Here is a 14416-nt window from a genome sequence, read left to right on the forward strand (position 1 = left end):
CACCAACATAGGATGAAAGGTATCGTATTTACAGAATTTTTAGAATTGGTTGAGGAAAAATTCGGTCTGGAAATGGTTGATAAAATCATTGCACAATCAGACCTCCCTTCTAATGGGGTTTATACTGCAATTGGCACGTATGATTTTTCAGAAATGCTCAGTTTGTTGAAAAACCTCAGCCAACAAACCAAAATAGCAATAGACGATTTGCTATTAGTATATGCAGAACATTTTTTTAATGTATTGGCTAATGAATATCCGGATCTTATTAAACGATATAAAGATCCATTAGAACTATTAGCCTCTATAGAAAACCACATTCATGTAGAGGTACAAAAAATTTATCCAGAAGCTGAACTTCCTACCTTTCAAATCGTAGAAAAAACTTCGGATAAACTGGTTATGATCTACAAATCCAGCAGAGCTATGTACAGCTTTGGGTTAGGACTAATGCGAAAAACATTCGAACATTTTGATTCAAAGGCTACAATAACGTACGAAAAACTTACATCAGATGGAACGGAAGTTAAATTCAGCATTGTCAAAACCAATGGATAATTCAGAAATTGACATATTAAAAAGAGCCCTACAAAGAGAAAAAGCTGCCCGAAAACAGGCAGAAAAAATCCTGGAAAGCAAATCCAAGGAATTATTCTACCTCACTCAAGAATTACAAGAAACCAACGAGAAACTCGAAGATCTCGTTAATGAAAAAAAAACTGAGTTACAAGGTGTTTTTGACAATCTGGTAGACGCCTATGTATTGATGGACATCTATGGGAATGTCATAAACTTTAATGCGACAGCTACTGAGCTATTCGGATATGATATCAAAGAAGAAAAACTCAATGTAGTACAACTTATTTATAAAGAAGATTATCAATATGCAATGAAGTCGTTCCAGCAACTGATCAACCAGGGGTTTTTCTCTGATTATCAAGCAAGAGTCTATACAAAACATAAAGGTGTTCGTACTGTACACATCAATGCCAGTATTATCTATAACAAAGAAAAAAAACCGATAGCTGCTCAGGGAATTGTTCGGGATATTACCGATGAAATTGCTCAAAAAAAAGCTTTTGAACAGCAAAAGAAACAATTAGATATTATTGTTAATAATTCTTCCCTGGGAATTGTCCTGGCACAATTCGGTAAAATTATTCAAACCAACGCTTCTTTCCAGGAATTATTAGGATATGAGAAGGAAGAGTTGCTGAATGTTGCTGTCAAAGATATTACCGTGGAAGAGGATCAACAAACCGGAGAAAGTCTACGACACCAACTCAATGCGGGGTTGATTGATCATTTTACTATTAACAAACGATATCAGCGAAAAGATGGCTCTTCTGTATGGGCAAAAACCAATGTAACTTCTGTAAAAAATGAGCAAGGAAGTATTACGCATCAAGTTGCCATTATTGAAAACATAACTGAGCAATTGGCTTTTGAAAAGCAACGGGAGGAACTGGTAAAAGACCTCGAAAAAAGTAATCAGGAACTCAATGACTATGCACATATTGTATCTCATGACCTGAAATCTCCTTTGCGAAGCATCAATGCTTTAGTCAATTGGCTCAGGGAAGATTATGAAGAGGTTTTAGATGATACGGCCATGAATCACATATCGATGATTGAGACTACACTAGAAAAAATGGAGAACCTCATCAGTGATATTCTTAATTATTCCAGTGCCGGCAATAAAAATGAGATGGAAAATGAAGAGGTAGATCTCAATAAAACAATTAGAGATATTACCAGTACTATTTACATCCCTACACATATCACTGTTTCGACATTGCAACCACTACCGATAATAAAAGCTGATAAAACAAAAATTCAGCAATTGTTTCAGAATATTATCGGTAATGCTATCAACTACAATGATAAAGACAAAGGAACTGTAGAAATCGACTTTGAGGATCACGGATCATACTATGTTTTCTCTATAGAGGATAACGGAATAGGAATCGAGAAAGAATATCACGATAAAATCTTCAAAGTATTTCAGTCTTTGGGGAAACATGAAGATTCCACGGGAATAGGACTCTCCATTGTTAAAAAAATTGTAGACCTATACGAAGGGGATATTTGGTTAGAAAGCACCCCTACTATTGGAACTACCTTTTATTTCAGTATTAAAAAAAGATAATTATGTATATAAATACGACCGATATTACAGAGATCATACAGTGTATTCGCCAGAGAAAATCAGTTGCCTCTACAACGATCTTATTCTTCATAGCAGAAGAAACTCCTATCGATATTACGGCTTTAATTGATGCTTGTAATGCACAGGAAATTGCTTGTGCCGGAGGAATTTTTCCGCAGGTTATATTTCAAAATAAGTCTTATAAAGAGGGAATCGTTATTAATTTTATAGAAGAAGTGGTCACTACATTTGTCTGCAATCATCTAGACACAAAAGACTTTAGTATCCCTAAGGTTTCTTTGGATAAAAATCACAGCTATTGTGCATTTACATTCGTCGATGGGCTTTCTTCAAACATCTCTCACTATCTATCAGAATTATATCGTCAATTCGGGAATAGCTCCTCTTACCTGGGAGGAGGGGCTGGAAGTCTAACCCTGATTCAGAAGCCATGTATTTTTACAAATGATGGTTTTTTTCAGAATGCGGCAATCTGCCTCCTTTTTAAATGTCAGGTTAGTATTGGTGTGAAACATGGGTGGAAAAAAATATCCGGTCCGGTCATAGCCACCAAAACCAATAAAAATGTGATTGAACAAATCAATTGGATGAATGCATTAGATGTCTATAAAAGTATTATAGAGCCGGATTCTTCTACTACTCTGAAAATTGACAACTTCTTTGATATCGCTAAAGGGTATCCCTTCGGAATCATTAAGGAAGATGCTGAATGTGTGGTCCGGGACCCTATTGCCACTAATGAGAGAGGAGAGCTTATCTGTGTCGGAGAAGTTCCTGAAAATACTGTTCTGGATGTATTAAAGGGAGAAAACAATGCTTTGATTTCCTCTGCGGAACAAGCTGCCAGCCATGCACTAAATGCCTCAAAACACCCTCAAAATGCATTTATTATCGACTGTATTTCCCGAGTATTATTTTTAGAAGATGAGTTTCCGAAAGAGCTCAATAGTACCGTACAGGCACTACAACAAAAGAGTAAAGATATTCCTATCGCAGGGGCACTGACTCTGGGGGAGATCTCTTCTTATAACGGATATCTGGAATTTTTTAACAAAACAATTGTCGTTGGGCTTTTAGAATAAAACAATATGGATATTAGTGACGTTTTGCAGATTTATGAGTTTTCGATGGCTATTGGTAATTCTTTAGACTATCAAACGAACTGTGAAAATTTTTTAAAACTCGTCCTTGCCAGAAAAAACTTAAGTGCCTGCTGGATCCTCAAAAAAGAAGTCAACGGGTATCTCCCTCAATACTCATACCCTTCTTATATCTCTAATTCGCTCCCATCCGTAGAGGAAGAAGAGGTTTCTTCTTTTTTTTCGCATCAGGTGCTAGCCACTGAACAGATTCCGGAAGTAATCTCCAAAGTATCTCCGGTTGCCATAGACCAGGGATCATTCTTGTTTTTTAATCTAAAAAACCACGGAGGGTTGTTCTTTTACAAAACACAACTTCCTGCTTTTTCTGATAAAGAAATTGCCCAGCTACAACCTATCATTAACAAGTTCATTCTTTCATTAGATGCCTGTGAATCCTTTTCCAAGCAAGAAAAACTACTCAAAAAATTAGCCATTCAGAATCAGGAGCTCAATGATTATGCACATATTGTATCTCATGACCTAAAATCTCCCCTTCGGTCCATCAATACCCTGATCAATTGGATACAGGAAGACAATCCTGAAACATTAGATCAAACGATTAAAGGATACCTGGATAAGATGGAGGATAACATAGAAAAAATGGATAATCTTATCAATGGAATTTTAGAATACGCAGTAATAGACAAGAAATTAAAACATGTAAACACTAAGGTTAATTTATATTCATTACTCCAGGAAATCTTTACTCAGATTACGGTACCTGACCATATAAAAATCACTATCAAAAAACACATTCCCGTTCTGCATGCGGATCGTTTCAAGATGAAGCAGTTGTTTCAAAACCTGATCACAAATGCGATTCAAAACATGGATAAAGAAAAAGGGATTATCGATATCAGATATAAGGAATTTCCTTTATACTGGGAATTCGAGATAGAAGATAATGGCAAGGGAATCCCCAAAAAATATCACGATAAAATTTTCAAGATGTTTCAATCGCTAAGCACTCGAAAATCGTCAACCGGAATAGGTCTTTCTATTGTAAAAAAAATCATTGACTATTACGACGGAAAAATCTGGATCACCTCTACCCCGGGTGTGGGCACCATATTCCATTTTACCATAAAAAAAAATAACCATGACTGAAAAACCGAACCTAGATTACATCAAAGAGATTGCGGGAGGATCAGAAGCCTTCGAGCAACAGTTAATTGATATTGTCAAAAGAGAATTTCCTGCTGAAAAATCAGAATTTCTCAATAACTATAATGCAAAAGCATATCGAAAAACAGCTGAAAATGTACATAAATTAAAGCATAAAATCGGGATGATGGGGCTAGAAAACGGGTATACTCTGGCTATTGATTTTGAAGAGGAGTTGAAGCTAAATAAAACTACCTTATTTCCGAAATTTATGCTAACTTTAAGTTCAATAGAAGATTTTCTTATAAACCTTTAAACCAATAACCAACATGAAATGTATTATCATTGATGATGAAGAAACAGCAAGAGTTATTATAAGGCAATTGTGTAGTAATGCCAAGGATCTCGATGTAATTGAAGAGTTCCCTAATGCAATACAAGCTATGAAATTTCTAAATAAAGAAGAGGTTGACCTTATTTTTCTAGATATTCATATGCCTGACTTTACTGGGTTTGATTTTATTCAGACATTAAAAAACCCTCCTAAAATTATTTTGACAACCTCTGACAAGGATTTTGCCTTAGAAGCTTTTGAATATGAGTGCATTGTAGATTATCTGGTTAAACCAGTAACCTTACCTCGGTTCTTAAAAGCATTGCAAAAAGCAGAGGCAGCGAAGACAGTTACCCCAACCAAAGCTATTGAAAAAGAAGAAGCGACTTCTTCAAAAACAACGGATTCCGGAAATGATCTATATGTCAATATCGACAGAAGGCTTATCAAAATCGACATTCCCAGCATTTATCTCATTGAAGCAAAAGGGGATTATATCAAAGTAAAGACGGATCGCCAGAATTACACGGTTCATTCTACCTTAAAAAAGATTGAAGAGAAATTGCCTACGGATCTTTTCTTAAAAGTACATCGTTCCTATATTATCAATACTCAAAAAATTATTGATATTGAAGACAATAGTGTGTTAATTGCCAAAGATGTAATCCCGGTAAGTCGTTCTAACCGTCCTGAATTGATGAGGCGATTAAATTTACTCTGATCCAGGGTCTAATTGTTTATTCTGACGGGCTTTCTGCATTCACTTCCGTTTTTAATGCCCGAATTCGTTTATCAAAGACTGGTTTTTTAAGGAAATACCATCTTAGTACCACCCCAACTTCAGAATACTCAAATCCAGCTGCTGTAGAAGAGGCGATATTACTATACTTACCATAGGCGTGCATCTTGAATCTGTTTACCTGATACCCCAATTTCCCCTCTAATCGATATGTATTGGATCCCGCATCATCCTCGATGAACTGTCTTCCTCCTGCTACATTAAAATGATAAAACCATTTTTGATCCTGCTGGTTTAGTATTTCTGCAAATACTTCTACTACATTAAATCGTTTAGGGCTAAAATAGAGTGCCGGATATTGATCTTTAAAAGATATGTATTGATAATTAACCCCTGCTTTTATTACCGGAGTATGCTTTATATTATAATAAAGCGATGTAAATAACAAGTGGCGATCATTATCATCTGTTTGATTGGTATACATATATTGTGTGTACCACCCCAGTCCCATCGTAGAACTCAGATTATTATTAAGAAAATAATGATTCATCAATATTTTTTCATTAATCAACTCAGCATTAAAATCTTGCAATTCTCTTTTTGCTCCTATTTCCAGATGTTGCATAGCCGAAGGTTTAGTTTTTAGCATAATTTCTCCAATGGATTCCATATACTCATTAGTATATGAATCTGCATTCGTAATTCCTCCTCTGGCTAACAGCGTTATTCTTCCATTAAACTTATATGATAAACCAACCTGCCCGTCATTCAAAGAAGCTTCATTTCTCGTGATATCATTTTTAGTATTTCTATATCGAACTCTTGTACCTATTGATAATTTAGTAGACAAAGGGATTTCTACTCTTACAGAGTTATTCATCGCTTTGTTTTCTCCATTATCTTTGGTGATTGCTACTTTTCCCTCTATATAGGGCATATGCGAGCGTTTCATTTTAATGAGTAGTTTTTCTGCATCTGGTTGCTTGGGATAATATGTGAGTGTTTTATACAGGTATTCGTATGTTTTCATATCATCTCCTACTGCTCTGTAGGCATTGGCTATTCCTAAATTTCCATCGAAGGAACGTTCGTCTTTTGCTAATAACATTTTATAAAACTCCAATCCTAAGGTGTACTTACTAGCATACATGCCATATGCTGCTAACAAACTCAAAATTTTAGGATCTTCCGGGTAGTCAAATCGCAATTTATCTATTTCCATTTTTGCCTTTGAAAATTTTCGATTCCACAAAAGTGCCTGTACATAACGTTCTTGTGTCATCAGGTATACATCTTTGTTCTTCTCCTTATATATTTGTGCTTTTGTCCGGGCAGTATCTGCGATAGCCAACGCTTTTTTCTCTTTCTTATTCTTGTGCGCCACTAATGAAAGTCCAACCATCGACTGTATACTATCTACCGGACTAATCGCTAGAGCTTCATAGACTTTTTGGGCTTGATCCATATCGTTTGTCATCAAGAAAATATTCGCCCTGTTTAATTGTGTATCCTTATCATTCGGGAAATCAACCAAGTTTAGATCCAACATTGCCAAAGCTCTATCATATTCTTTGTCTTGTGCTAATTTATTAGCATATCCCAGGTGTACGTATTTTCTGGAAATTAGCGCATTTTTATTTCCTTTTTGGATGGTCAAAGCTCTATTGACATAATCTAATGCTTTTTCATATTCTTTCAGATTTGACAAGGTATTTGCATATCCTAAAACTGCTGAGAAACTCGTAGCATCTTCTTTCGTTAATCCATCATATAAGGAGGCTGCTTTTTTATATTTCTTGTCCCAAAGCAATGATTCTGCATGATTTAATTTTATTTCAAAATCTTCTGGGTATTCTTCTAGTAATTTTTCAAATAACAGCACTGCTTTTTCGGAATCTCCTGAAAGCCCCACTGCTCTTCCATAACACAATCTGGCCGTTTTATTGTCTGGAAACCGTGTCAAAATATTTTTAAAAATAGCTCGTGCTTTTTCATACTTTCCCGTTTCTAATGCTTTAAAACCTTCTTTCATATTCTGCACTGACAATATCGAATACACTTTCTCTGCATTTTTATTATCTTTTTTCAGCTCATATAATCGTGCTTTTTTCTGCATAATCTCTGGATCATTGGGTAGCTCTTTTTCATTTTCTTCTAATAATTCCAACGCTAGATCATAGTTTTTTTTCCTTGTCAACTCCTCTGCATATTCATTCCTCACAGTCCTTCTTAATATGCTTACTTCTTCACTTTTTTGCACAGAGAGAATTTCATTTATATATGCCAACGCCTCAGCGTATGCTTTTGTGTGATATAAAACATCTACATAAGTCGTCATCATAGGCAGTTCTTTTTTTACAGAGAGTACTTTCTTATAATAAGGAACCGATTCTGAGTATAATTGCTTACGGTATAGTGCCTGTGCATATAATGTGTTAAGTCGGATATCCTCTGGTGTTTGATGTAGTAAGCTTTCTAGAATTGGCATTGCTTGTTTAATATTATCTGTATACATCAATGCCTCTGCGTATGGTTTCATAAAACTCGAATTATCTGGGTGCTCTTTTCGTATTTTTTCAAACTGAACGACTGACTTATTATATTCGCCTAACTCCAATGACAATACAGCCTGTTGGATCTGTTTGTCCAAGAGAGAAGCTTTCCTCTCTTCTTCTATTTTTTTTTGACTCTCGACCTGCTCTCTCTTCTTTCTATTTTCTTCCTCATTTTTTTGTATTTGAATATTTGCAATATTCAATTTTAATTCACTATCATTTGGGTAATCTATGACGTTAGCTTCTAGTTGTTGAATTGCTTTATCGTATTCTTTTTCCTTTCGTAATTCATCTGCATACCCTAGCCGAATATATTTTCTGGATGTCATCGCATTAGGGTTTCCTGATTGAAGAGTCAAAGCTTTATTTACATATATTAAAGCTTCTTTATATTTTTTCAGGTTTGAAAGTGTATTGGCATAGCCTAAAATTGCAGGAAAACTATCTTCTTTTTCCTGTATCAATTCTCGATAATAGTTTTCGGCTTTTAGAAATTTCTTATTCCAGAGTAATGACTCTGCATAATTCAATTTAAACTCATAATTAGTGGGTTCTTCGGATAGTAACGCTGTAAAAATTTCGGTAGCTTTTTCCGGAGTTCCGGATAATCCTATAGCTCTCCCATAACACAAACGTGCTGTTTTATTATCGGGATACGTTTTTAGTATTTCTTCAAAAAAAAGGCTCGCTTTTTCAAACTTCCCTGATTCTAAATAAGAAAACCCTTCATTCATATCCTGAGCCTGTACACTCATAAAAAACAATAAAAAGAAAGGAGTAAGTAATCTTTTGGTCATCATGTTATAGCTTTTGTTGTTCATTAACCATTACCAACAAAACACTTGGTTTGGGGTACGTACTCTGATAAACAATTATTCCCTTATTACATCGTGTGTATTTCTCTTGTCTACTTTCCCTAACTCGACAATCTTTTTAGTACATCTATACTAAAAAATATGAAATCATACTAGATCACTCATATACTACAATTTAGCTATATTTTTTTGTTTTCGAAACAATTCTCTCATTTTTTTAATCTATGCAATTCTACCGCTTATCTACACTAAAATGCAACTAAACGAATTACTGCTGTCTCTCCTTGTTTTATGCTGCATATTTGTACCATATCAACCTATTAAACAAAACGTTATGGCTCTTAAGATAACAAAAAACCAAGGGATATTTGAGATCAATGGTCCTATTAATACTAAGAATGCTAAGTCTTTGTTTGATCATTTCGAACAGCTTTTAGAGACCTCTGAGAGAATTATTTTATCCTTGGATCATGTAAATACGATAGACGTTTGCGGTATTAATGCCTTAACTTCTCTATATAAGACTGCGGTAAAAAAGAATAAAGTTTTTTCGATTATTGGAAAAGAAAACAATGCAATAAAAAGAATCTTTGCCCGAAGAAAAATAGAACATATTATCAGAAGGGATGTTGTCTAAAACCCTTAAACTTTCTTTATCCCGCTCCTTGCCCTTACAATTCTAAGTAATCCCTCTTAGCATACTAGCCTAACCAAATTAAAAATCTACCATCATGAAATTACATATCTCTAACAACCTCGGAACCTATGAAATTATAGGAAATTTTACTTCCAAAAACACGCATATAGTAAAAGACCATTTTGATTATCTGTTGAATCATTATGATGAGATTGTCATTAGCCTAAACAAGGTAAAAAGAATGGATGTAAGAGCTATTAAAGTATTACAGGTTATTTATCTAAAAGCTTTAAAAAGAGGTAAAGTCTTATTTGTTCTGGGGAAAGACAATTTCGTTATTACTTCTTTATTTGATGAAACAGGAATGAATCATATTTTTAGAGATGACTATTAGTACTTACATCCCGAAATTGAGCGCTGAACAAAAATTCATGCTTAGTGTACTGATTGTTAATGCAGGTAATTATGTATACAATCTGGCACTGGGGAGAATTCTCGGCCCTGAAGCTTTTGCTGATGCTGCTATTCTAATCACCTTATTATTAGTGCTCTCATTCGTAGCGATGACTTTCCAGTTAGCTACCACAAAATTTTCTGTGATTTTTGAATCTAGTATTTTCCGGGGGTTTATCAATATTATGTATCGCTATTCCCTGATTACAGGAATTTTAATCGGACTCTCATTTATTATTTTCTCTAAGGAGTTACAAGCTATTTTTCACACACAGTCATCCACCATTTTTATCATTTTTGGTCTGGGTATCCCAATTTATTTTGTGATGAGTGTCAATAGAGGAATCTATCAGGGTATCAAAAAATTTGACCGATTAGCCTATACATATCAGGGAGAAATGATTTCCCGACTGGTTATTACATTGGCATTACTATATCTACTTCCCATTCCTTCTTCTATGGTAGTAGCTATGGGTATCGCTTGCTCTTTTATTTTTGGATTACACCCTTTTAGAACAAAAGATATTACAACCAACTTTTCTATCACTCTTCCTTCTTCTCATAAAAAACAAGTATATCGTTTTTTTACTCTTACTGCTTTTTATGAACTGACTCAGATTATTATTAATAATAGCGATATATTACTCGTCAAACATTATTTTGAAGGATATGAAGCTGGATTATATGCTTCTCTGGCGTTAATTGGTCGGGTTGTTTATTTCGTTGCCTGGATGTTTGTCATGTTATTATTACCCAAAGTTGTACAGAAACAAAAAGAAGGCAAAAATACTACGAGCATTTTGTTTTCCTATGTCGGATATATTAGTATCTTGGCTTTTATCATTGTTCTGAGTTGTTATTTATTTCCCGAATTAGTAATCCAATTAATGTTTGGTTCAGAATATCTAAGTATGGCACCTCTTTTATGGAAATATGCTATTGCTACTTCCTTATTTGCCTTATCCAATATTTTTGCATATTACTTTTTATCACTGGATCATTATATCCCTGTACTCTTATCCGGAATATTGGGAATTACTCAGGTGCTTCTTATTACATTATTTCATCAATCTCTTACTCAGGTAGTGCATATGCAGATAATTGCAATGGCTATTTTATTGGTTGTACAGCTCTTGTTTTTCTTCAGGAAAAACGCTGATAGTACTTCAAAGGACTAGGGTGTTTTCTTACCTCACTTTTTTGCCTGATGCTATCTCGCATAAAAGAACTCTTTACCTCCTTTTGTACAGCATCTCTCCAAACTCATACTGTTAGTTCATTCATCGCAAATACATTCAACTACAGCAATTTGCATTTTACCGACAGTATTATTCACTTCACCCAAAAACAATCAATAAAACCCTGATTTTTAAACACTTTTGTATTAAATCCTTATAAACCTAAATAATCGTATTGTTATGAAATTAGCCCTTGTCACAGCTTATCCGCCTAGTAAAGTTACCTTAAATGAATATGCGTATCATCTGGTAAAGCACTTCAGACAGCATCAAGATGTTTCTGAGATAGTTTTACTGACCGATATTACAGCAGAAGCTGCCAATACGCATCTGGAGAGTCAAGGGTGCACAGTAACTGTACTTCCTTGCTGGAAATTTAATAGTTATAAAAATATTTTTAGCATTATGAAGGCGATAAAAACAACGGAACCTGACGCCATTCTTTTTAATCTTCAATTTATGAAATTCGGAGATAAAAAAATTCCGGCAGCACTGGGACTATTAGCTCCTTTGTTTTGTAAACTTTCTAAAATCCCTACGATTGTATTACTTCACAATATCATGGAAGAAGTTGATCTGGAAAAAGCTGGTTTTACGAATAATTTTATTGCGAAGAAGCTATATACTTTTATTGGGACTACCCTAACTAAATTCTTATTAACAGCAGATATCATTGCTGTTACTATGCAAAAATATGTAACCATTCTACAAGATAAATACAAAGCAACTAATGTAGTATTAATTCCTCACGGTACTTTTGAAATCCCTGAACGCCCTATTTACTCCTTACAGGAAGGATCACTAAAAATAATGACTTTTGGTAAATTTGGTACTTATAAAAAAGTAGAAATCCTTATTGAAGCTATTGAAAAGTTACGATCCAAAACCGGTATAGATGTAGAAATAGTAATCGCAGGAACAGATAATCCAAACGCCAGAGGATATTTACAAAAAATGGAAGAAAAATATTGGTATGTGCCTCAATTAACCTTTACGGGGTACGTAGCAGAGCAGGATGTTCCCTCTTTGTTTAGAGAAAGTGCTGTGGTAGTTTTCCCATATACAGCAACAACTGGAAGTTCCGGTGTTTTGCACCAAGCAGGAAGCTATGGGAAAGCAGTTGTCATGCCTGATCTTGGAGATTTAAGCCTCTTAACTAAAGAAGAGGGGTATGATGGAGCCTTTTTTACCCCAGAAGATATTGATAGCCTCGCTAATGCAATAAAAAAAATTATTACAGACGACACCTATAGAATACAATTAGGAAAAACAAACTATCAAGCTGCAACCGCATATCCAATTAGTACCATTGCTGATATGTACATCAAACAATTTTTGAAAATACAAACCTCTAAATGGGAAAATGAGTTAATAAAAATAGATTTTTAGAAAACAGACAGATACCCTTTATTCAATCCCCCTAAATCCTTACTTTTTTACCCTAAATCGAATTGTTATGAAAAGGAGAAAACTCCCTAATTCCGATAAAATAGTTACTTCTATTTTATCGGAGTTTAAAAAAGTAAAAACATAATATACCCCTTTATCTACATTGCTCAAACACCTGATGATTGCTATAAAAGAAAGGTGTCCTAAAAAGAGTCCTGACTTAGGACTCTTTTTTAATGCTATAACGAATCGTAATACTAGTGGCTGATTTTTCTTTTCTATCTGCTTATAAATTGAAAAGCTGGTTTTTTATTTCCTTTTGTATCAATAAAACCAAAGAATTTTTGTTTATGCTTTCTCCAAGGGAGCCTCCCTACAACTGAGGTAGGAATTTTATCAAAGTCATATAACGTCCAGGACATGACATGTACATCTTTCTCTCTGAGAATTTTATGAAAATCCTTATAATATATTGCCTGATCTTCCTGGGTTGCTCCAAATGGATTCCATAACCCTTTACTTGAGGACAGCCCATATTCTTGTAATACTAATGGTTTTGACGTTTTTGTTTGTAGAGTATCATATTGCTGGGAAAATTCTTTAATATCACCATAATAATGAAACGATAGAAAATCTACTTCCTTTTCGAGGATCAAAGAAGATTGCATGTCATACCAACCAATGGTGATCAGATGATTCGGGTCGTAACGTCTTATTTGACGAATCATCTCTCTTAACCACGCTACCACTGCTTCTTTGGTACGACTATCAAAATCCAGGTCGGGTTCATTTTTAATATCCCACGCTAATATCGCTTTATGATCTTTATATGCTCTTACTAATTGTTCTACATGTCTATGGGTTACGGTCCAGTCCAACACTGAATAATCTCCATAAAAATCAAAAAGTGTCACGACTACTTTTATTGCTTTCTTTTCGGCGAGGTCTAGTACCTTTGTTAGTTTCTCTAACTTCTCTATTTTCACTTTTTCTTTTCCAAATTCCTGATACGGCACAAAAATCCGAATCGTATTTAACCCCGCTTCTTTTATAATCTCAAAATCTTTCTCGATTACTTCTACATCGAATGTATCTCCATACATATTCCAGGGAGCATCTTTGGGATAGTAATTAATCCCCTTAACCGTATAAGGATAATTATTCACTAATAATGTATCTCCTTTTACTGCTGCTTTTTTATTGACTTCGATACTATCCTGTATGGTTTCTAATTTATCTTTTACAATATGACGAATCCTCCAGAAACCATCTTCTAACAGCATCACTACTTTATAGGTGGATGTTAATTCTGTATCCATCATAAAATCTTTATTGCGATAGACTCGCTGATATTCTTTCACATCCTTATCTGTAAACACAACCGTCTGCCCATCAGCACTATAAAACTCTAAAAACAAATGATGTTGAAGTGTCGTTGCTTCTATCCGATTCTTCATTTTTTTGTTATAGTTAATATTATTGATCAGATTCTTTCTGGCACTCTTGGTATAATACTGATCAATCCCAGTAGAATCATTTGTCTGATATGAAACATTTCGCACATACCAAGCACTTAAGTAATCATTACTTATATTGGTTAAGGTTTGAGAATCTACTTCGCGTCCAGGATTATCTTGAGCTCTCCAAGAAACTGTAGGCAGGTATACAAAATCTTTTTTCATAGAAATATGTAGCATTGAAGATCGATCTGCACCTGTATTGAGAAAAGAAAATACTTTACTTAGCCCTAATAAGACAATTGCTATCACTGCTGTAAAGCCGATCCCTATTAAAAATATGTATATGGCTCTATTCCATCTTTTCATATGAATACTTCTCT

12 protein-coding genes are annotated in these 14416 nt (G+C 34.6%); 10 read left to right on the forward strand and 2 right to left on the reverse strand.

The window, feature by feature from the left end:
* The first annotated feature begins 12 nt into the window (after nucleotides 1-12).
* Genes HN014_RS03210 through HN014_RS03235 form a run of 6 tightly spaced genes read left to right on the forward strand, consistent with a single transcriptional unit; the run spans nucleotide 13 to nucleotide 5471 of the window.
* Nucleotides 13-558 (forward strand): heme NO-binding domain-containing protein, encoded by a 546-nt coding sequence (locus tag HN014_RS03210; RefSeq protein WP_176027452.1) that lies wholly within the window; start codon nucleotides 13-15, stop codon nucleotides 556-558.
* A complete protein-coding gene (locus tag HN014_RS03215) occupies nucleotides 515-2149 on the forward strand; it encodes a PAS domain-containing sensor histidine kinase (RefSeq protein WP_254884083.1) in 1635 nt (544 codons plus the stop codon). Before HN014_RS03210 ends, HN014_RS03215 begins: the two co-directional genes overlap by 44 nt.
* A gap of 2 nt (nucleotides 2150-2151) precedes the next feature.
* Complete coding sequence (locus HN014_RS03220; RefSeq protein ID WP_176027453.1) at nucleotides 2152-3252, forward strand: FIST signal transduction protein; 1101 nt, start codon at nucleotides 2152-2154, stop codon at nucleotides 3250-3252.
* Nucleotides 3253-3258: 6 nt separating this feature from the next.
* Nucleotides 3259-4419, forward strand: a complete 1161-nt coding sequence (locus HN014_RS03225; protein WP_176027454.1) for an ATP-binding protein — start codon at nucleotides 3259-3261, stop codon at nucleotides 4417-4419.
* Nucleotides 4412-4732, forward strand: a complete 321-nt coding sequence (locus HN014_RS03230; RefSeq protein ID WP_176027455.1) for an Hpt domain-containing protein — start codon at nucleotides 4412-4414, stop codon at nucleotides 4730-4732. The genes HN014_RS03225 and HN014_RS03230 overlap by 8 nt, the downstream gene beginning before the upstream one ends.
* 13 nt (nucleotides 4733-4745) lie before the next feature.
* Nucleotides 4746-5471: a LytTR family DNA-binding domain-containing protein gene (locus HN014_RS03235; protein WP_176027456.1), complete on the forward strand. Its 726-nt coding sequence runs from the start codon at nucleotides 4746-4748 to the stop codon at nucleotides 5469-5471.
* 16 nt (nucleotides 5472-5487) lie between these two features.
* Here HN014_RS03235 and HN014_RS22595 read toward each other — a convergent pair whose 3' ends face one another.
* Nucleotides 5488-8844 (reverse strand): tetratricopeptide repeat protein, encoded by a 3357-nt coding sequence (locus HN014_RS22595; protein WP_254884084.1) that lies wholly within the window; start codon nucleotides 8842-8844, stop codon nucleotides 5488-5490.
* A 349-nt stretch (nucleotides 8845-9193) separates the two neighbouring features.
* Between HN014_RS22595 and HN014_RS03245 the strand changes: the two genes are divergently transcribed.
* From HN014_RS03245 to HN014_RS03260, 4 genes are all read left to right on the forward strand, one after another.
* Nucleotides 9194-9496: an STAS domain-containing protein gene (locus HN014_RS03245; protein WP_176027457.1), complete on the forward strand. Its 303-nt coding sequence runs from the start codon at nucleotides 9194-9196 to the stop codon at nucleotides 9494-9496.
* Between the two features lie 94 nt (nucleotides 9497-9590).
* On the forward strand, nucleotides 9591-9890 hold the full coding sequence (locus tag HN014_RS03250) for an STAS domain-containing protein (RefSeq protein WP_176027458.1): 300 nt from the start codon (nucleotides 9591-9593) through the stop codon (nucleotides 9888-9890).
* On the forward strand, nucleotides 9880-11127 hold the full coding sequence (locus HN014_RS03255) for an oligosaccharide flippase family protein (protein WP_254884085.1): 1248 nt from the start codon (nucleotides 9880-9882) through the stop codon (nucleotides 11125-11127). Before HN014_RS03250 ends, HN014_RS03255 begins: the two co-directional genes overlap by 11 nt.
* A gap of 240 nt (nucleotides 11128-11367) precedes the next feature.
* The gene (locus tag HN014_RS03260) at nucleotides 11368-12576 is read left to right on the forward strand and encodes a glycosyltransferase (protein ID WP_176027459.1); all 1209 of its coding nucleotides are present in this window, start codon (nucleotides 11368-11370) and stop codon (nucleotides 12574-12576) included.
* Between the two features lie 278 nt (nucleotides 12577-12854).
* Here the strand turns inward: HN014_RS03260 and HN014_RS03265 are convergent, their stop codons facing one another.
* Entirely contained in the window at nucleotides 12855-14402 is a 1548-nt protein-coding gene (locus HN014_RS03265) for a cellulase family glycosylhydrolase (protein ID WP_176027460.1), read from the reverse strand.
* Between the last annotated feature and the right edge of the window lie 14 nt (nucleotides 14403-14416).

This window comes from Aquimarina sp. TRL1 (assembly GCF_013365535.1).
Classification (GTDB): Bacteria; Bacteroidota; Bacteroidia; order Flavobacteriales; family Flavobacteriaceae; genus Aquimarina; species Aquimarina hainanensis.